The organism is Rhizobium sp. 2YAF20, assembly GCF_052114685.1.
GTDB lineage: Bacteria > Pseudomonadota > Alphaproteobacteria > Rhizobiales > Rhizobiaceae > Rhizobium.
The window spans coordinates 730,903-750,678 of the sequence record NZ_JBFRFF010000001.1 but is presented as its reverse complement, the minus strand read 5'-3'; the positions used below and the strand labels follow the sequence as shown (position 1 = coordinate 750,678).

The 19,776-nt window shown below is 61.8% G+C and carries 11 protein-coding genes; 2 read left to right on the top strand and 9 right to left on the bottom strand.

The genetic code is table 11. From position 1 onward, the window contains the following. Positions 1–135: 135 nt before the first annotated feature. Together AB4Z52_RS03540 and pbpC are read left to right on the top strand one after the other, a co-directional pair. Positions 136–5,592: an MG2 domain-containing protein gene (locus AB4Z52_RS03540; protein ID WP_442216498.1), complete on the top strand. Its 5,457-nt coding sequence runs from the start codon at positions 136–138 to the stop codon at positions 5,590–5,592. After that, positions 5,592–7,679 (top strand): penicillin-binding protein 1C, encoded by a 2,088-nt coding sequence (gene pbpC / locus AB4Z52_RS03535; protein ID WP_442216497.1) that lies wholly within the window; start codon positions 5,592–5,594, stop codon positions 7,677–7,679. The genes AB4Z52_RS03540 and pbpC overlap by 1 nt, the downstream gene beginning before the upstream one ends. Here pbpC and AB4Z52_RS03530 read toward each other — a convergent pair. From AB4Z52_RS03530 to AB4Z52_RS03490, 9 genes are all read right to left on the bottom strand, one after another. Further along, positions 7,627–7,941 carry a type II toxin-antitoxin system HigB family toxin gene (locus AB4Z52_RS03530; RefSeq protein WP_442216656.1) on the bottom strand — a complete coding sequence of 105 codons (315 nt, stop codon included), beginning with the start codon at positions 7,939–7,941 and terminating at the stop codon, positions 7,627–7,629. The genes pbpC and AB4Z52_RS03530 overlap by 53 nt on opposite strands. Before the next feature lie 169 nt (positions 7,942–8,110). Continuing rightward, positions 8,111–10,264 (bottom strand): NAD-dependent DNA ligase LigA, encoded by a 2,154-nt coding sequence (gene ligA, locus AB4Z52_RS03525; RefSeq protein WP_442216496.1) that lies wholly within the window; start codon positions 10,262–10,264, stop codon positions 8,111–8,113. Between the two features lie 340 nt (positions 10,265–10,604). Further along, on the bottom strand, positions 10,605–12,278 hold the full coding sequence (gene recN, locus AB4Z52_RS03520) for a DNA repair protein RecN (RefSeq protein WP_442216495.1): 1,674 nt from the start codon (positions 12,276–12,278) through the stop codon (positions 10,605–10,607). A 13-nt stretch (positions 12,279–12,291) separates the two neighbouring features. Then, positions 12,292–13,161: an outer membrane protein assembly factor BamD gene (locus tag AB4Z52_RS03515; protein WP_442216494.1), complete on the bottom strand. Its 870-nt coding sequence runs from the start codon at positions 13,159–13,161 to the stop codon at positions 12,292–12,294. 285 nt (positions 13,162–13,446) lie between these two features. Continuing rightward, positions 13,447–14,403, bottom strand: coding sequence for a UDP-3-O-acyl-N-acetylglucosamine deacetylase (gene lpxC, locus AB4Z52_RS03510; RefSeq protein ID WP_442216493.1), 957 nt, complete (start codon positions 14,401–14,403; stop codon positions 13,447–13,449). Positions 14,404–14,736: 333 nt separating this feature from the next. Continuing rightward, on the bottom strand, positions 14,737–16,482 hold the full coding sequence (gene ftsZ, locus AB4Z52_RS03505) for a cell division protein FtsZ (protein ID WP_442216492.1): 1,746 nt from the start codon (positions 16,480–16,482) through the stop codon (positions 14,737–14,739). A gap of 110 nt (positions 16,483–16,592) precedes the next feature. Beyond that, entirely contained in the window at positions 16,593–17,924 is a 1,332-nt protein-coding gene (gene ftsA, locus AB4Z52_RS03500; protein ID WP_442216491.1) for a cell division protein FtsA, read from the bottom strand. Further along, positions 17,921–18,853 carry a cell division protein FtsQ/DivIB gene (locus AB4Z52_RS03495; protein WP_442216490.1) on the bottom strand — a complete coding sequence of 311 codons (933 nt, stop codon included), beginning with the start codon at positions 18,851–18,853 and terminating at the stop codon, positions 17,921–17,923. Before AB4Z52_RS03495 ends, ftsA begins: the two co-directional genes overlap by 4 nt. Next, positions 18,841–19,767 (bottom strand): D-alanine--D-alanine ligase, encoded by a 927-nt coding sequence (locus AB4Z52_RS03490; protein ID WP_442216489.1) that lies wholly within the window; start codon positions 19,765–19,767, stop codon positions 18,841–18,843. Before AB4Z52_RS03490 ends, AB4Z52_RS03495 begins: the two co-directional genes overlap by 13 nt. Between the last annotated feature and the right edge of the window lie 9 nt (positions 19,768–19,776).

The window sequence follows — 19,776 nt, the reverse complement described above, 5'->3', positions numbered from 1 at the left end:
TATCCTTTATTGGTCTCATTCTACGCGCCCATTGGAATTACAGCGAAAACGGGATTCCGGGCGGCGACTTCAGTTGACAATCCGCCCGAAAGTAGAAGAGTGCGCCGTATCAAAAGAACTGCATCCGGGGGTTACATGTCTAAGCGCGCATTTATCGGACTGTCGGCTTTTCTTTTCGCCGCAATCGGTGTCGCAATGCCGGCAGCAGCGGCAGACACCAAGCGCCAGGCGGTCATCACGCAGGACGGCGACTATTTCGGCTTCGACCTGCGCACGGAGCAGAACCTGACGCTTGACCAATGCGAGACGAGCTGCGTCGGTGACAAATCCTGCCGCGCCTTCACCTATAACCCCAAGGTGAAGTGGTGCTTTCTCAAATCCGATTTCAATCAGTTGAACAGCTTCCCCGGAGCCATTGCCGGCAAGATCGTCGAAGCCAGCGGCCAGCCGGATATCGGCGCTGCGCCGGCACTTGCCTTCGTCTCTGAAAAATTGCTGGCGGACGCGCGCACCGCCAAGGACGGCCTGGCGCTGACCGACGACCAGAAGAGCCAGGGCGTTCAAAGCCTGGTCGCGCTCGCACATGTCGACCTTGCTGCGGGCAACGCGGCCGATGCTGTAAAGTCATTTCTCGGTGCCCTGGCGATCACCCCCGATGACAGCGCCCTGTGGGTAGAGACGGCCAGCGCCGCCAATACCATCAAGGACAACGCCGATGTCGCCGGACAGGCCGCGATCGCCGCCCTCAACGGCTACCAGCTGAGCCGCACGACCGAAGGCCGTGCCGAAGCCCTTGCCGTGCTCGCAACATCGCTGTCGAACGCCCAGAATTATCGGGCAGCCCTCAGCGCCTACAAGGCAAGCCTCGCCCTGGTCGCCTCGAAGAGCGTAAAGGCCGCCTATGTGGATCTGAGAACCCGGCAGGGCTTCCGTATCATCGCCAACACGATCGACAATGACAGCATAACACCGCGTGCCTGCGTGCAATTCTCCGAGCAGCTCATCAAGAGCGGAACGGATTATACGCCCTTCGTAATGCTCGATGGCGCGACGCCGAAGGCTCTGGAAGCCAAGGGCGACCAGATTTGCGTCGAGGGCCTGACCCATGGCCAGCGCTACAAGTTGACGCTGCGTGCCGGCCTCCCCTCCTCTGTCGACGAAAGCCTCGAAGCGCAGGCCGACCTCAGCCTCTACGTCAAGGATCGTTCCGCCGCGCTACATTTCACAGGCGACAATTTCGTGTTGCCGGAAACGGTACGTCGCGGCATCCCACTCGTTTCGGTCAACACGCCGAGCGCCAACCTGAAGCTCTATAGGATCGGCGAGCGCGGCATCGCCCCGCTGCTCACCAGTTCACAATTCCTGACCCAGATCGACAGCTACAGCGCGCAACGGCTGCAGGATGAATCCGGCGAGCTCGTCTGGCAGGGCTCGATCGACATAAAACCTGATCTAAACAAGGACGTCGTTACCAGCTTCCCCGTCGACGAGGCGCTGCCGCAGCGCAAGCCCGGCATCTACGTCATGACCGCGACGTTGCCAAACGGCGGTGGACAGAGTTGGGATTCGCAGGCGACCCAGTGGTTCGTCGTTTCCGACATCGGCATCTCCACCTATGCCGGCACCGACGGGCTTAACGTCTTTACCCGCTCGCTGGACAGCGCCAAGCCGCTTGCCGGCGTCGAATTGCAGCTGCTTGCAAAGAACAATGAAATCCTCGGGACGGCAAAGACAGACACGGACGGTCACGCGACCTTCACCGCCGGCCTGATGCGCGGCACCGCGGCGTTGACCCCGGCTGTGATCACCGCCAGAAACGGCGACAAGGATTACGTTTTCCTCGACATGACCCGCGCCGGTTTCGACCTCTCCGACCGCGGCGTTACCGGCCGCAACTCTCCGGGCGCCATCGATGTGCTTGCCTGGACGGAACGCGGCATTTACCGCGCCGGCGAAACGGTGCATTCCTCGGCCCTGGCGCGCGACAGCTCGGCGGCCGCCGTCGAGAACCTCCCTCTCACCTTTATCTTCACCCGGCCGGACGGTGTCGAAGACAGGCGGATCGTCAGCAACGGCACGCTCGGCGGCTACACCCTCGAACTGCCGCTGCAGACCAATTCGATGCGCGGCACCTGGACGATGCAGGCCTTTACCGATCCCAAGGGCACCGCGATCGGTGAGCGGCAATTCGTCGTCGACGACTTCGTGCCCGACCGGATCGAATTCGATCTGAAGAGCGATGCGAAGTCGGTCGAGATCGGCAAGCCGACGCCGGTGAACGTCGATGGGCGCTATCTCTATGGCGCCCCCGCCGCCGGCCTCAACCTCGAGGGGGACGTGTCGCTGAAGACGACGCGGGACAACGCGGATTACCCGAACTATCTGTTCGGTCTTGCCGACGAGCAGGCAAGCGAAGACACGAAAGTGCCGCTGGACGACCTGCAGCCTGTCGACGACCAGGGTCATGAGACCTTCGACGTCACTCTTACCGACGCACCCGCGACCACGCAATTGCTGAACGCCAACGTCACCGTGCGCATGCAGGAAGCCGGCGGCCGGGCCGTCGAGCGCTCGCTGACGCTGCCGATCAAGGCGCAAGGGCCAAGGATCGGCATCAAGCCGGAATTCACAGGCGATCTCGCCGAGAATTCGATCGGGCACTTCCATGTCATCGGCATCGACAAGGACGGCCAGAAGCAGACGATGTCGGGCCTGAACTGGAAGCTGCTCAGCATCGTGCAGAACTACCAGTGGTATCGCGACGGCTCCTCCTGGAAATTCGAGCCCGTGACCTCGACCAAGCAAGTTGCCAACGGCTCGATAGACGCGACGACCGATGGCGCCGAAATCTCGGTTCCGGTCACATGGGGTCGCTACCGCCTGGAAATCGACACTGCAAGCCCCGATGGCCCCGCCTCCAGCGTCGAATTCGACGCCGGCTGGTACGTTGCGGCATCGTCGACCGAAACACCCGACGCCCTCGTCATCGGCCTCGACAAAGAGACCTACGCGGTCGGCGATACCGCCAAGCTGAAGGTCTCGCCGCGTTTTGCCGGCGAGGTGCTGGTCAATGTCGGCACCGAAAACGTCATCGCGACGAAGACCGCGAGCATTCCGGCCGACGGCGGCGAGATCGACATTCCGGTCACTGCCGAATTCGGCGCCGGCGCCTACATAACGACAACGCTCTTCAGGCCCGGGACCGCCCAGGAAAGCCACATGCCGATGCGGGCGATCGGCGTCAAATGGCTGAAGGTCGATCCGGCAGACCGCAAGCTCTCCTTGAAGCTTAGCCCGCCGGAAAAGACACTGCCGCGTCAGCCGCTGGTCATCCCGGTCGAGGTCAGCGGCGCCGACGTCGGCACCGAAGCCTACGTCACCGTCGCAGCCGTCGATGTCGGCATTCTCAATCTGACCCGCTACGAGGTCCCAAGCCCCGATGGCTGGTATTTCGGCCAGCGCAAGCTTGGGCTGGAAATCCGCGACCTCTACGGCCGCCTGATCGATGGCTCGCTCGGCGTCACCGGTCATTTGCGCACCGGTGGCGACGGCGCGGCGGTCGCCCTTCAGGGCAGCCCGCCGACCGAAAAGCTGGTCGCCTTCTTCTCCGGACCGGTCAAGGTCGGACCAGACGGCAAGGCATCGGTCAGCTTCGATATTCCGCAGTTCAACGGCACTGCCCGCATCATGGCTGTCGCGTGGTCGAAGCACGGTGTCGGGCACGCCAGCACCGATGTCGTCATCCGCGACCCCGTGGTCGTCACCGCCAGCCTGCCGAAATTCATGGCGCCGGGCGACAAGAGCCAGCTTCGGCTCGACATCGCCAATACCGATGCGCCGGCAGGACCCTACCAGCTTCAGGTGACCACCAATCCGGCAATAAGCATTGCGCAGGCAGATTCCGCCCAGACCGTGAACCTTGTGGCCGGCGGCAAAGTCGCCCTGACCCTGCCTTTGACCGGTCAACAGCCAGGCGCAGGCGTCGTTTCGGTCAAGCTATCGAACGCGTCGGGCATATCGCTCGAGCAATCGCTCGACATCTCCGTCCGACCCTCCTCTCTTCCGATCACAATCAGCCGGCCGCTGACGATCCAGCCGGCAACGAGCCTGGCGGTCAACGGCGACCTCCTGTCCGACAGCCTGATGCAGGGCGCCGCCGTCAGCCTCAACGTGTCCCGCGCCCAGGGCTTCGATATTCCGGCACTACTGATGAGCCTCGACCGCTATCCCTATGGCTGCGCCGAACAGATCACCAGCAAGTCCCTGCCGCTGCTCTATTTGAGCGAACTCGGCAAGAAATCGGGGATGCCGGATGATCCCGACACGCAAAAGCGCGTCCAGGACGCCATCTATCGCGTGCTGTCATACCAGTCATCGACCGGCAGCTTCGGCCTATGGTCCCCGGGCTCCGGCGATCTCTGGCTCGATGCCTACGTCACCGACTTCCTGACCCGTGCCCGCGAACAGAAATACGACGTTCCGGACCAGGCGATGGTTCAGGCGCTCGATAACCTGCAAAACTCGGCCGGCGTCGATACCAACGTCAAGGACAATGGCAACGAGATCGCCTATGCGCTCTACGTGCTTGCGCGCAATCGCAAGGCTTCGATCAGTGACCTGCGTTATTATGCCGACACGATGTTGTCGAGTTTCCCGACGCCACTTTCCAAGGCGCATCTGGCAGCAGCACTCGCCCTTTACGGCGATGCGCAGCGTTCGAAGAGCACCTTCCTTGCCGCCTTGCAGATGTCGGAAAAGGATGCGGTGACCAAGATCAGCTTCACCCGCTCCGACTACGGCTCGACTTTGCGTGATGGAGCAGCGGTGCTGGCGCTGGCTGCCGAGAGCCGTCCCGTGCCGCCGATCGTTCCGGAACTGACGAAGATCGTCGTCAAACAATGGCAGCAGAAACCCTACACCAGCACCCAGGAACAGACCTGGATGCTGCTTGCCGCCCGCGCGCTGGAGAACGGCGATGCCGACCTCAAGCTCGACGTCAATGGCGCCGCCCACTCCGGCGCCTATAACGCCCGGATGACCGGCGACGAACTGCTTCAGCATCCGGTCACGGTCACCAACCAGACCACTCAGCCGTTGCAGGCGACGGTGACCACGGTCGCCGCTCCGAAGCAGCCGCTGACGGCAGGCGGCGATGGCTTCAAGATCGAGCGCGCCTACTACACGCTCGCCGGCGAAGAGGCCAATGTCAGCCAGGTCAAGCAGAACGAACGCTATGTGGTCGTGCTGAAAGTTACCGAAACCAACAACTGGCCGTCGAAGATCATGATCACCGACCTTCTGCCTGCCGGCTTCGAGATCGACAATCCAGGCCTCGTCAATAGCGCCCAATTGTCGAACTTCGACTGGATCGGCGAAGTCCAGCCGGCTCATGTCGAATTCCGCTATGACCGCTTTATCGCGGCGATCGATCGGACGGGCGACGACAATGGCGAGATCACTCTTGCCTATGTCGTCAGGGCCGTGACGCCAGGCACCTACGACCAGCCGGGCGCCAATGTCGAGGACATGTACCGGCCGCAGTTCTTCGCGCGCACGGCGACCGGCCGCATGGAGGTCGAGGCGGAAAAATAATGTCGATCTGGCAAAAACTCGGCATCGGCCTGTCGGCAACGGCGCTTCTCGCGGTGGCAGTGGTCTTCGGCCTCGATGCCGCCGACCGAGCCTTTCCGCCGCCGCTGCAAAAGGCCGATCTTGTCTCGGCTGAGGTTCTCGACGCCGACGGCCAGCTGCTACGCGCCTTCGCGACGCCGGAGGGCCGATGGCGGCTGAAGACAACTGCCGCCGACGTCGACCCGCAATATCTCCGGATGCTGATCGCCTATGAGGACCGCCGCTTCGAGCAGCATCACGGCGTCGACATGATCGCCATCGGTCGCGCCGCGTGGCAGTTCGCGACCCATGGGCGGGTGATCTCCGGTGCCTCGACCCTGTCGATGCAGGTGGCGCGACTGCTGGAACCCCGCCCCGACCGGACGCTGGGCGCAAAACTGCTGCAGCTCGTTCGCGCCGTGCAGATCGAACGCCGCCTGACGAAAGCTCAGATCCTCGACCTCTACCTGACGCATGCCCCCTATGGCGGCAACCTCGAAGGTATCCGGGCCGCAAGCCTTGCCTATTTCGGCAAGGAACCACGCCGGCTGACCGTCGCGCAATCAGCCCTGCTCGTGGCATTACCGCAACTGCCAGAAAAACGTCGGCCCGACCGCAATCTGGAAGCAGCCACCGCCGCACGCCATCGCGTGTTGCAGCGCATAGCTGTCGCCGAAGTCGTGGGCGATGGCGAGGCCGAGCGTGCCGAGCTCGCCGCAATTCCCACGCGCCGGCTGCAGCTTCCCGCCTACGCGGCCCATCTCGCTGAAGCGGCGCTGCGCAAGGAACCAGGCGTCGCGCAGCATCGCACGACGCTCCGCCGCCGCATACAACAGGGGCTCGAGGCCGTCACCAGGGAGGCCGCAGCAAGGCTCGATCCGAAAGTATCGGTTGCCATGGTCATGGCCGATTCAAGGACTGGCGAGATCGTCGGCGAGGTCGGGTCCGCCGGCTATTTCGATTCGGGCCGCTATGGCTGGATCGACATGACGAGGGTCTATCGCTCGCCGGGCTCCGCGCTGAAGCCGTTGATCTATGGCCTCGCCTTCGAGCAGGGCCTGGTCTCGCAGGAAACCATCATCGAGGACCGTCCGGCCGACTTCTTCGGCTACCGGCCGAAGAATTTCGACACGACCTATCAGGGCGACGTCAGCGTCCGTCAGGCCTTGCAGCTTTCCCTGAACGTGCCCGCGGTGCGCATTCTGGATGCGGTCGGCCCGACGCGGCTGCTCGTCCGTTTCCGCCGCGCCGAGGTCCGACCTGTCCTGCCACCGAACGAGACCCCAGGCCTTGCCATCGGCCTCGGCGGCCTCGGTATAACGCTCAAGGATCTCGTTCAGCTCTATGCGGGTCTTGCCAACCGCAGCAACCCGGTCCGCCTCGGCGACGGCGTCGTCGACAAGCCCGGCGTCATTGACAGTCAGCCGCTGCTCGAACCGGTTGCCGCCTGGAATGTCGCCGATATCCTCTCCGGCATCGTAGCACCTGCCGGCAGCGCCCAGCACGGCATCGCCTACAAGACCGGCACCAGCTACGGCTTTCGCGACGCATGGTCAGTCGGCTATGACGGAAGATATGTGCTCGGCGTCTGGGTCGGACGCCCCGATAATGGCGCGGTCCCCGGCCTGACGGGCTACGGCTCGGCCGCCCCGATCCTGTTTCAGGCCTTCGAAAAATCCGGCGTCGGCATCACCCCGCTGCCACCGGCGCCGACTGGTGCCGTGCGCATCGCCCAGGCGCAATTGCCAATCAGCCAGCGCCGGTTCGCCATGACCGCGAGCGGGCTGCTGTCGTCATCGACCCGCGAACCGGCGCCGCAGATCATCTATCCGCCGGAAGGGGCCCACGTCGAGCTCGGAGCCAGTGGCGACGGCACGCTGATGCCACTCGTACTGAAACTCCAAGGCGGCCGCGCGCCCTTCCGCTGGCTTGCAAACGGTAAACCGCTCACCGAGGTCTCCCGCAACCGTATTAGCCAGTGGACCCCCGACGGCAACGGCTACTCCACCCTCACCGTCATCGACGCCGTCGGCCGGGCGGCGAGCGTCGGCGTGTTCTTGACGAAGTAGCACGAGGCAGCTCGCAGCGCTTGACAATGCGACCATAAATTTCAGAATAACGGCATGATCGGATCCTTCGCACTCTCGACGCTCGCCTGCATAACCATGACCCCGAACGGATGCGCGGGAGCGATGGTGCGTGCTTACTGACAAACTTTATCAGCACACGTTTCAGCGAATAGGCGACATAGACAATCGGTCGATGCCTATTTCCAGCAATGTCAAAAATGGCTCTATGGTCGCCCAAGAAATCAACATTTGAACCGAACATCAATTTGATGTCGGCAGGCTGGCGCCATTCCACTTTGCTAACGCATGCCAGGTGCTTAACGGAATTCGTGATTGAGGATGACGTTCCCAAAAAGCCCTGAGCGCAAATTTCGCAATGGTCTGCATGGGCCTTGATATTCCCAATACGGGAATATCAAGGCAACTCCCGACTACCCCGCAATCAGCGCCAGCCACTCGTCCTCGTCCATGATCTGAACGTTGAATTCGTGGGCCTTGTCGAGCTTGGAGCCGGCGCCGGGGCCGGCGACGACAATGTCGGTCTTTTTCGAGACGGAGCCCGAGACCTTGGCGCCGAGGCTTTCGGCCTTGGCCTTGGCTTCGTCGCGGGTCATCTTTTCCAACGAGCCGGTGAACACCACTGTCTTGCCGACAACGGGACTACCGGAGGCAACCGGTTTTTCAGCCTCTTCGGGCACCACTTCGCACAGCAGTCGCGAGATGACTTCGGCGTTGCGCGGTTCCTTATAGAATTCGATCACCGTGCGCGCCACGACTTCGCCGATACCTTCGATGGCGTTGAGGTCGTTCCAGGCGTCGCCATGCATCGGGGCTGCATCCTGCATCGCCTGCTGGAAGGCCTCGTAGGTGCCGTAGGAGCGCGCCAGCAGCTTGGCATTGGTTTCGCCCACGTGGCGGATGCCGAGCGCGTAGATGAAACGATGAAGCGCGATGGCGCGGCGCTCGTTGATCGCAGCATAAAGCTTGCCGACGCTGACCTTGCCGAAACCTTCGATGTTTTCAAGCTTGGTCAGCGAATTCGCCTGCCGCGCCTCCAGCGTGAAGATATCAGGTGCGGTGCGGATCTGGAGGGCCGGGTCCTCGCTTTCGAAGAAGAAGTCGATCTGCTTGGCCCCGAGCCCCTCGATGTCGAAGGCATTGCGTGAGACGAAGTGCTTCAGATGCTCCGTCGCCTGCGCCCGGCAGATGAACCCGCCGGTGCAACGACGCACGGCATCGATCTTGCCTGTCTTTTCGTTGATATCGCGAACCGCATGGCTGCCGCAAACCGGGCAAGTCGTTGGAAATTCGTAAGGCTTGGCTATCTCCTCGCGCCTTTCCAGGACGACGTCGACGATCTGCGGGATGACATCACCGGCCCGCTGGACGATGACCATGTCATGAACCCTGAGGTCGCGGCCCTCGCGGATCGGTTCCCCCTTGTTGCCAATGCCCTTGATGTAATCCTCGTTGTGGAGCGTCGCGTTGGTGACGACGACGCCGCCGACCGTGATCGGCTCCAGCCGCGCGACCGGCGTCAATGCGCCGGTGCGACCGACCTGGATGTCGATGCCGAGCAATCGCGTAAACGCCTGTTCGGCCGGGAACTTGTGCGCTGTCGCCCAGCGCGGGCTACGCGATCTAAAGCCCAGCCGCGCCTGTAGCTCGAGGCTGTCGACCTTGTAGACGACGCCGTCGATGTCATAGTCGAGGTCCGGCCGCTTCAATCCGATCTCGTCATAGTGCGCCAGAATGTCGGCCACCGAGTCGAGCCGCTTCATTAACGGATTGACCGGAAAGCCCCACGCCTTGAAGGCCTGGACCATCTCATATTGCGTGTCGGCCGGCATTTCCGACATTTCACCCCAAGCATAAGCAAAGAACTTCAGTTTGCGGCTCGCCGTTACCTTGGCATCGAGCTGGCGGAGGGAACCGGCCGCGGTGTTGCGCGGGTTGACATAGGTCTGCTTTCCCTCGACCTCCATCTGCGCGTTCAGCGCCAGGAAGTCGCTCTTGGCCATATACACCTCGCCGCGCACCTCGACGATTGCAGGCGCGCCTTTCGCCAGTTGCTGGGGTATCTCCTTGATGGTGAGGATATTGGCGGTGACGTTTTCGCCAGTCGTGCCGTCGCCGCGCGTTGCAGCGCTTACCAGCTGTCCGTTCTCGTAGCGGATCGACATGGAAAGGCCATCGATCTTTGGCTCGGCGGTAAAGGCGATCGATTGGTCCGGCAGCCGCCCGAGGAAACGGTAGACGCCCGCGACGAAATCCTGAACGTCCTCTTGCGAAAACGTGTTGTCGAGCGACAGCATCGGTCGCGCATGAGTGACGGCAGAAAAAGTCACCGAGGGAGCTGCGCCCACCCGCCGCGATGGGCTATCGGCCCGAACGAGATCCGGAAACCGTGCCTCGATAGCATCGTTGCGTCGCTTGAGCGCATCGTATTCGGCGTCGGAAACCTCAGGCGCGTCCTTGCCATGATAGAGCGCGTCGTGATGGGCGATCTCTTTCGCCAATCGCTCCAGCTCGGCAGCGGCGGTTCCCTCGGTCAAGGTATCGACGGCAGGCAAGTCGGTCGGCATCGGCGCACACTCCAGAGATTCTGAAGATGGTTTTAGAGCAATTTTCCCGGATGAAAAGATGGGCGGTGTCGGAGTGATGTGAGATGGGAGCTTCCAATTCGGTTTGGTCGAGCCGGTCGCGCAGAAGGTTCTCCACCCCTCATGGTCAGGAGCCGGGTTTGCGAAGCGAAGGCGAAAGCAGCGGGCCTCGAACCACGTGGGCTTGCCTGGAGGTTGCGGCTACGACTTGCCGCAGGGTGAGGACGTAACGCCGGTCTCCAGTGCGATCATCCCACCCCAGCTCCTCGCTTGCCCAAGGGTGGTTCGATCCTGCGTATGAAGCGGTAGGGCAAATACCTTACTACCCATTCCCCGCAAGCAATCTTACCGCCGCTGCCCTCGCCTCGTCGGTGACCGACGCGCCGGCCAGCATGCGGGCTATTTCTTCGGTGCGGTCCTTCGGCGCCATGGCGGCAACGCGGGTGAATATCTTCTCTGAGCCCTCCTTGGACGGACCCTTCGAAATCAGCAGATGCGTCGCGGCACGGGCGGCGACCTGCGGCGCGTGTGTGACCGACAGAACCTGTACCGTGTCAGACAGCCGCTTCAGCCTCTGGCCGATCGCATCCGCCACGGCACCGCCGACGCCTGTGTCGATCTCGTCGAAAACGAGCGTTGGCGCAGAGCCGCGGTCGGCAAGCGCCACCTTGAGAGCAAGGAGGAAACGCGACAGTTCGCCGCCGGACGCGACCTTCATGATCGAGCCGGGCCGCGTGCCGGGGTTGGTCTGGACATGGAATTCGACGACGTCGATGCCCTCGGCTGTCGCTGCCTCGTCGCTCGTCGATATCTCGACCATGAAACGCGCCCGTTCGAGCTTTAGCGCCGGCAATTCAGCCATGACAGCTGCTGCCAGCGCCTCTCCCGCATGGTGGCGTTTGTCGGAAAGCGAGCGCGCTGCTCCATCGAAGGCGGTCTTGGCGATGCCAAGCTCGGCGTCGAGCTTGGCGAGCCTCTCCTCGCCGGCATCGAGATCGGCAAGCTCGACGATCATCCGCTCGGCAAGGGCCGGCAGACCGGTCACCGGCACCGAATATTTGCGCGAGGCGGCGCGAAGCGCGAATAACCGCTCCTCGACGCGCTCGAGCTCCTTCGGATCATATTCGGTGTTGCGCAGGGCGGCTTCGACTTCCATCTGCGCATTCGACAATTGATCAAGGGCGGCATCGAGAAGCGCGACCGTCTCTTCGAGCAGTCCCGGCGCCTCGTGGCTCTTGCGCTCCAGTCGTCTCACCAGCGAGGCGATATGCGGTACCGGCGAGGCGTTGCCGTTGAGAAATTCGGACGCTTCGGAAATGTCGCCGGCGATCCGCTCTGCCTTCATCATCCGCGACCGGCGATCGGCAAGGTCGTCCTCCTCGCCGTCCTGCGGAGACAACGCTTCCAGTTCCTCGACCGACGAGCGGATATAATCCGCCTCCCGCGCCGCGTTTTCTACCTTTTCGCGTTGTTTCTTCAAGCTGCGCTCGGTGTCGCGCCAGATGCGATAAAAGCCGGATAACTGCTGCACCTCGTCGTTCAATCCGGCGAATGCGTCAAGCAGCATGCGATGCGCATCGGTATCGACCAGCGCGCGGTCGTCATGCTGTCCATGGATTTCGACGAGCAGTTGTCCGGCCTGGCGCATCAACTGGACGCTGACGGGCTGGTCGTTGACGAAGGCCTTGGTGCGGCCATCTGCAGATTGCGTGCGGCGGAAGATCAGGTCGCCGTCGTCGTCGATGCCGTTGTCGCGGAGCAGCTTGCGGGCCGCATGGCCCATCCCGACGTCGAAGACGGCAGTCACCTGTCCCTTGTCTTCGCCGTGGCGCACGAGATCGCCATCGCCGCGCCCGCCGAGTGCCAGCGACAGACTGTCAAGCAGGATGGATTTGCCGGCGCCCGTCTCTCCGGTCAGCACCGAAAGCCCGGTCTCGAAGGCAAGATCCAGCCGCTCGATCAGGACGATATCGCGGATCGAAAGCTGGATCAGCATCGGCGCTCAAATCTCACGTACCAAGAAGCAGTTTCTTCCCCGCGCGGGCGATCCATGAGCCGCTGTTTTCACGAGGCTCGCTGCCGCCGCTCTTCAGGAGCTTGTAGCTGTCCGCATACCACTGGCTGTCAGGATAGTTGTGTCCGAGCACTGCCGCGGCGGTCTGCGCTTCCTCAACGATGCCCATTGCATAATAGGCTTCGACGAGTCGCGCCAGCGCTTCCTCGACCTGGTTGGTCGTCGGATATTGTTCGACAACGATGCGGAAGCGCGAAATCGCCGGCAGATAGTTCTTGCGCTCGAGATAATAGCGGCCAATCTGCATTTCTTTGCCGGCGAGCTGGTCGCGGGCGAAACGGATCTTTGCCTGGGCGTCCGTCACATATTCGGACTTCGGATAGTCGGTGACCACCTTCTGCATGGCGACGATCGTCTGCTGGGCAGCGCGCTGGTCCTGCGTAACATCGGTGATCTGCTTTGAATAAGACGAACCGACGAGATACTGCACATAGGCGGCGTCATCCGACTGCGGGTATTGCTTCAGATAGGTATTGCCGCTTTCGATCGCGTCGTCGTAGCTGCCCTGGCGGAACTTGACGAAGGTGCTCATGACCAGCGCTTTGCGTGCCCAATCCGAGAACGGCTGCTCGCGGTTGATCGCATCGAACTTCTTGCCGGCCTCGCCGAGGTTGCCGGCCTTGATATTAGCAAGGCCCTGGTTGTAGAGGGCTTCTGGCGGATCCGTATCGACGGCGAGCTTGGTGATATCGATATCTTTGTCAGTCTGGCATCCGGAAATCGCAGCACCCACACTGGCCAGGAGAAGCGATACGAGCAAGGCCCGTGCTGTATTCTTCATGCTTTCAGATCCTGCAAAACCCATCGGAAAAATCCCAATTGCCGTCCAGACGGAAACGGCTGCTTCTCGATGGCGTTTCTATCCATAAAAGCACCATCAGGGCAACGCAATGATGATGCATTAACGCATTTTTGTGGCGACGCCAGCGAGAATGCCGTCTTTAGCCACTGTATTGACAGAAGTTTCTGCAACGGCCGTATTTTAGGAAGACGCCAAGGCAGGACGATTTCCCAAGCGCGCGAATCTTGCCTCAAGAAAAAGCCGCCTCCTTTCGGAGGCGGCTACCCTGGTCATGGAAAATTCTGGAGGTCATGCCGACCAGGGTGCAAACTCAGGTGCGCTCACGGCAACGAATTCGCGAGTGCTGGCGCGCCGGCGCGGTGCAGATGCTTCAACCACCTCATAGGCGCTCGGATCGCTGAGAAGTGCCTTCAACGCGTTGGCATTCATACGATGGCCACCGCGATAGGACCGGTAGCAGCCGATGAACTGCGTGCCGGCAAGAGCAAGGTCGCCGACCGCATCGAGCGCCTTGTGGCGAACGAATTCGTCCTTGGCATAACGCAGGCCTTCGACATTGATGACCGTGTTGTCATCGGAGATGACTACCGAATTTTCGAGCGAGGAGCCGAGCGCATGGCCGGACGCCCACAGTCGCTCGACATCGCGCATGAAGCCGAAGGTACGAGCGCGGGACAGTTCGGACTTGAAGGTCTTCGCCGTCAACTCCCCTTCCCACTTCTGGCGGCCGATCAAGGGGCTGTCGAAGTCGATCTCGACTTCGAAGCGCGTGCCGTCATGCGGGCGAAACTCGCACCAGGAGCCGCCCGATTCGATACGAACGGGCTTGGTGACGCGGATATAGCGGCGCTTGACGTCGAGCGGAACGATGCCGGTCTGCTCGAACGCTTCAATGAAAGGATAGGAGCTGCCGTCCATGATCGGCATCTCGGCGCCCTGCACTTCGATCAGCACATTGTCGAGACCGATGGCATAGATCGCAGCCATCACGTGTTCGACGGTAGCAACCGAGCGAGCCGGCGACAGGCCAAGCACCGTGCAAAGATCAGTGTTGCCGACCTGCGAGGAAACAGCGCGCAGTTCGGTCACGTCGCCATTGTCATGCATACGCTGGAATACGACACCCGTATCGGCTTCGGCCGGGAGGAAGGTAATAGACACATTGGCCCCGGAATGAACTCCGATACCCGACATTGTCAGGGCGCTCGCAATGGTGGTCTGAAAACCCAGCAATCTAATTGCCATTCAATTCTGCCTTCATCTTCCTTCACCGAACCCGGGCGGCTCTTGGGATGCCTGCCCTGCAATGCGTGGTCCGGTCTGTTACCTTGACTGCGAAATTTCGATGCAACTCGTTGTCGAATGCGATTCAGCAGTGCGCTTGATATCTACATACGCGCCGGACCATCGCATTCCAAATCACTGTTTCTTTCGCATTGTAACGGAAGCAGGCCTCTGAAATTCCTAGGTAATTCTCAAAAAGAAGATGTGGAATAATTTTCATTGCCCGAGGCAAAAAATCACCTCGGGCAATGGAGTTCCGTTAAGTCAGCCAATCCGTTCGATTGGCTCAGCCGATCAGTTCGATTGGCGGCGCAGGAAGGCCGGAATTTCGAGCTGGTCGTCCTCCTGGCTCATGCGGGCCTGCGGTGCTGCGCGACCGTGGTCATCAAGCTGGCCGCGACGCGGAGCGTAGAGGCTGGCTTCCGGCGACAACGGCCGGCGCTGCTGCGAAGCGGCGCTTGGTGCGGTTGCCGTCATGTCGACAGCGACGGTCTCTTCCTCGCGGCGGCCAAGCGAGTTGGTGATCCGCTTCAAGAGACCCATCGGGCCGCGATCTTCAGCGGGTGCTGCGGCAGGCTGCGCCCTGTGATCCATCTCAGCCTTCACGACCGGAGAAAAATCCTCGACCTTCGGCATGCGCACCTGTTCGGGGGCCTGACGAATAATCGGCTCATGGCGCATTTGCGGCTGGCCGGCCGGCTGCTGGCTCATCGCCGGCTGCACGATAGGCTGCTGCATGACCGGTGCCGGCTGCGGAGCCTGGGGTGCAGGCTGGCGCATCACGGGTGCATTTTCCTGAGCGCCGGAAAACAGGCGGCTCTGGGGACGGAAGGCTTCTTCCTGCGCGACCGGCTGCTGGACTGGAGCCGGATGGCGCATGACGATGTCGAGTTCACGCTCCATTTCGACTTCCGCCTGGCGGATGGTCTGTGCGATCGGATCGACGGCCTTCGGAGCCTGCGCGACGTAGGCAGGCTGAGCTGCGGCTGCTGCCGGAGCAACAGCCGCGGAGGGACGGGCAGCCGGCTTCGGGGCGGAACGGAATTCCATGTTCCGTTCGTGAGCTTCGTTCATGGCACGGTCGATGCCGGTGGCGACGACCGAGACGCGGATGATGCCTTCGAGGGATTCGTCGAAGGTGGCGCCGAGGATGATGTTGGCATCCGGATCGACTTCCTCGCGGATGCGGGTTGCCGCTTCATCGACTTCGAACAGGGTGAGGTCGCGACCGCCGGTGATGGAGATCAACAGACCCTGCGCACCCTTCATCGAGGTTTCGTCGAGCAACGGGTTGGCAATCGCCGCTTCGGCTGCCTGCATGGCGCGGCCGGAGCCGGAAGCCTCGCCGGTGCCCATCATGGCGCGGCCCATTTCACGCATCACGGAGCGAACGTCGGCGAAGTCGAGGTTGATGAGACCTTCCTTCACCATCAGGTCGGTGATGCAGGCAACGCCTGAGTAGAGAACCTGGTCGGCCATGGCGAAGGCGTCCGCAAAGGTCGTCTTGTCGTTGGCGATACGGAAAAGGTTCTGGTTGGGGATGACGATCAGGGTGTCGACCGACTTTTGCAGTTCCTGGATGCCCATTTCGGCAAGCCGCATACGACGGCCGCCTTCGAAGTGGAACGGCTTGGTGACGACGCCGACCGTGAGGATGCCCTTGTTGCGGGCCGCCTGTGCGACGACGGGTGCAGCACCGGTACCGGTGCCGCCGCCCATGCCGGCGGTGACGAAGCACATGTGCGTGCCGTTGAGATGATCGACGATTTCGTCGATGCATTCTTCAGCGGCGGCGCGACCGACTTCCGGCTGCGAACCGGCGCCGAGACCTTCGGTGACATTGACACCGAGCTGGATGATGCGTTCGGCCTTGGTCATGGTCAGGGCCTGCGCGTCCGTATTGGCGACGACGAAGTCGACGCCCTGGAGGCCAGCGGTGATCATGTTGTTGACGGCATTGCCGCCGCCACCGCCGACGCCGAACACGGTGATCCGCGGCTTCAGCTCGGTGATATCTGGCTTTTGCAGCTTGATAGTCATTGTACCAGTTCCTTCTCTCTATGGCCGCATCGCCACGCCGGCCAATTCACTCAATCTCGTTTGCATGGACCCTGCCCGGAAGCGTTCATCGCGATCCGGGGGCCATGCACTCAAAAACTCTCCTTCAGCCATTGCCCGACGCGGGCAAAACGACTGTTGTTACCGCCAAGCGACGAAAGCAGACCGCTTCCCGCCGCATGTGTCTCCATGTCCGCGACCTGCGGATAGATCATCAGGCCGACGGCCGTCGAAAAGGCCGGGCCCTTGGCCGCCGTCGGCAACCCGGAAACGCCCATCGGGCGGCCGATGCGAACGTTGCGAGCAAGGATGCGACGCGCCACATCAGGCAGGCCGGTCAACTGGCTGCCGCCGCCTGTCAGGACGACGCGCTTGCCGACGATCGGGCTGAAGCCCGACCGCTGGATCCGGTCGCGGATCAATTCGAGCGTCTCTTCGATGCGGGCGCGAACGATGCGCGAGACCAGTGCCTTCGGCACATGCGTCGGCTGGTCGCGATCGTCCTCGCCGATCGGCGGGATGGAAATCAGTTCGCGCTCGTCCGAAGTGTTCGGGAGTGCCGAGGCATGCACGACCTTCAGCCGCTCGGCATCCTCGATGCGGGTCGAAAGACCGCGGGCAAGATCCGTCGTGACATGGTGCCCGCCGATACTGACGGCGTCCGTGTGCACCAGCTTGCCTTCGGCAAAGACCGAGATCGTTGTCGTGCCGCCGCCCATGTCGATGGCAGCGCATCCGAGCTCGACCTCGTCGTCGACGAGAGCGGCAAGCCCGCTTGCGTAAGGCGTTGCTACCATTCCCTCGACGGAAAGATGGGCGCGATTGACGCTGAGCTCGAGATTGCGAAGTGCAGCGCGCTCAGCGGTGACCACATGCATCTCGACACCAAGCGCATCGCCGAACATCGACAGCGGATCTCGGATGCCCCGCTCGCCGTCAAGAGAATAACCGGTCGCCAGCGAATGAAGCACGGCGCGATCCTGGCGGATCGACTGGTGGCAAGCGGCGGAAAGCACCTTTTTCAGGTCGTTGCCTTCAACTTCCTGTCCACCGAGATCGATGGTCGCAGTATAGATATCGCTGCCGAGACGCCCTGCCGAGACATTGACGATCAGGCTTTCGACGGTGAGGCCGGCCATGCGTTCGGCGGCGTCGACAGCAAGCCGGATAACGCCTTCGACAGCGTCGAGATCGGCAATGACGCCGGTCTTGATGCCGCGCGAGCGCTGGTGGCCGATGCCGATGACTTCGATATTATGCGTGCGGCCAGGTAGGACCTGGCTCTCTTCGCGAGGCGTCAGGCGCCCGATCATGCAGACGACCTTGGTCGAGCCGATGTCGAGCACCGAAACGATATGCGACCGCTTCGAAGAAAGCGGCTTCAGGCGTGGCAATCCAAAGTGGGACGAACCGAATAAGCTCATGTGCTCTGTCCCGCCTTTGCCAGCGCCTTTGTCCTGTTGTCGACTGCTGCCTGCCGGCGGGTTGCCGCGTCGGGTGTCAGCTCGATCGTAGTGCGATCTTCGAGACGGAGATCCACGGCAGCGATATCCCGCTGCAGCAGATCGTTCTGCTTGTTCATCTTGCTCAGCACCGCCATCGCCTGCTGAACATTGTCTTCGGGCAGCTTCACCACGATGCCGTTGTCAAGATAGACATCCCAGCGACGACCGGCGACGCGCACGAAAGCCTTGATGCGGCTGCGAATATCCGGCCATGCTGCAAATTCGTCGACGACGGAGGCAGCAGCGGTTTCCGCGCTCCGGCCGACGAAGAGCGGCAGGGCTGCAAACTTATTGTCGCGAAGCGGCGCAATGACGCTTCCGTCCTTCTCGATCAGGGAAAGCTCGGAGCCGTGCTGCCAGATCGCATAGGCCTGGCGCTCCTTGAGCTTCACTTCGATCGTCTTCGGATAGACCTTGCGGACCTCGACATTCTGAACCCAGGGAAGGGTCGCGATCTTCTTGCGGGCGGCATCGACATCGAGCGCAACCAAAGAGGTGGTGCCGTCGAGGCCGAGCAGCTGCAGGATTTCGATTTCCGACGTCTGGTCGTTGCCCGAAACCTTCACGTCCTCGATGGCAAAGCCTGCAGCCGTCGTCGTCGCCTGCGCAAAGCTCTGGGTATGGCCGCCGAGCGACATGCCGTAGAAACCGGTTGCCGCAAGGAAAGTGAGCGCCGAAACTGTGCCGACATGGGCGGGAACGTGGATGCGGCCGGATCCGAGGCTGACCAGGAAGCGCACAGCACGGCGCAGCGGACGCGGCAGTACGAACAGCTCGTCGGCCTCATCGAGGGTGACCGCAACCCGGTGGCGGGATCGCCGCATTCTTTTCACCGTCAACGCAAGCAAGACGCGTCCTCCACCATCCACCGGAGAAATTCGCCGAACGAGTAACCGGCATGGCCGGCCATTTCGGGCACCAGCGAAGTGGGCGTCATTCCCGGCTGGGTATTGATCTCCAACCAGATAATTTCACCGTCCTCGGAGAAGCGATCGTCATAACGGAAGTCAGATCGACTGACGCCACGGCAGCCAATTGCTTGATGCGCCCTTAGTGCCAATGATTGTATTTTTTGGTAAATATTTGGTGAAATTTCCGCCGGTATGACGTGTTTTGATCCACCAGCCGCATATTTGGCATCGTAATCATAAAAGCCGTGCCCGAGCGGCACGACCTCGGTCACGCCAAGCACCACATCGCCCATGACGCCGCAGGTCAGCTCGCGTCCGGCGATATAACGCTCAACGATCACCTGTTCGCCAAAGGCCCATTCTGGCGAAGAGATGATCTGCGGCGGGTGCGTCTGGTCTTCCTGGACGATGACGACGCCGAAGCTCGACCCCTCTTTGACCGGTTTTACGACATAAGGCGCGGGCATCGGATGCGCCGATGTAAATTCGAAGCGGTTCATGACAAGTGATTCGGCAACGGGAATGCCGACATCCTTGGCCACGAGCTTTGCCCTCGCCTTGTCCATGGCGAGCGCCGAAGCCAGCACGCCAGAATGGGTGTAGGGAATCTGCAGATATTCGAGGATACCCTGGATCGTCCCGTCTTCGCCGAAAGGTCCGTGCAGGGCATTGAAGACGACATCAGGCTTGAGATCGGCAAGGCGCGAAGAGACGTCGCGCTCGACGTCGACGCGGGTCACCTTGTAGCCTTCAACCTCGAGAGCGTCGGCGCACGCCTTTCCGGAGGAGAGGCTCACCGGCCGTTCCGAGGAAAATCCGCCCAACAGGACAGCGACATGCTTGCCGTTCATCAACGCCCC

Coding starts and splice junctions, on each gene's coding strand:
- AB4Z52_RS03540 (WP_442216498.1), top strand. CDS start 136: ATGTCTAAGCGCGCATTTATCGGACTGTCGGCTTTTCTTTTCGCCGCA.
- ftsZ (WP_442216492.1), bottom strand. CDS start 16,482: ATGACTATCAAGCTGCAAAAGCCAGATATCACCGAGCTGAAGCCGCGG.
- pbpC (WP_442216497.1), top strand. CDS start 5,592: ATGTCGATCTGGCAAAAACTCGGCATCGGCCTGTCGGCAACGGCGCTT.
- ligA (WP_442216496.1), bottom strand. CDS start 10,264: ATGCCGACCGACTTGCCTGCCGTCGATACCTTGACCGAGGGAACCGCC.
- recN (WP_442216495.1), bottom strand. CDS start 12,278: ATGCTGATCCAGCTTTCGATCCGCGATATCGTCCTGATCGAGCGGCTG.
- AB4Z52_RS03490 (WP_442216489.1), bottom strand. CDS start 19,767: ATGAACGGCAAGCATGTCGCTGTCCTGTTGGGCGGATTTTCCTCGGAA.
- lpxC (WP_442216493.1), bottom strand. CDS start 14,403: ATGGCAATTAGATTGCTGGGTTTTCAGACCACCATTGCGAGCGCCCTG.
- AB4Z52_RS03530 (WP_442216656.1), bottom strand. CDS start 7,941: ATGTTCGGTTCAAATGTTGATTTCTTGGGCGACCATAGAGCCATTTTT.
- AB4Z52_RS03515 (WP_442216494.1), bottom strand. CDS start 13,161: ATGGGTTTTGCAGGATCTGAAAGCATGAAGAATACAGCACGGGCCTTG.
- ftsA (WP_442216491.1), bottom strand. CDS start 17,924: ATGAGCTTATTCGGTTCGTCCCACTTTGGATTGCCACGCCTGAAGCCG.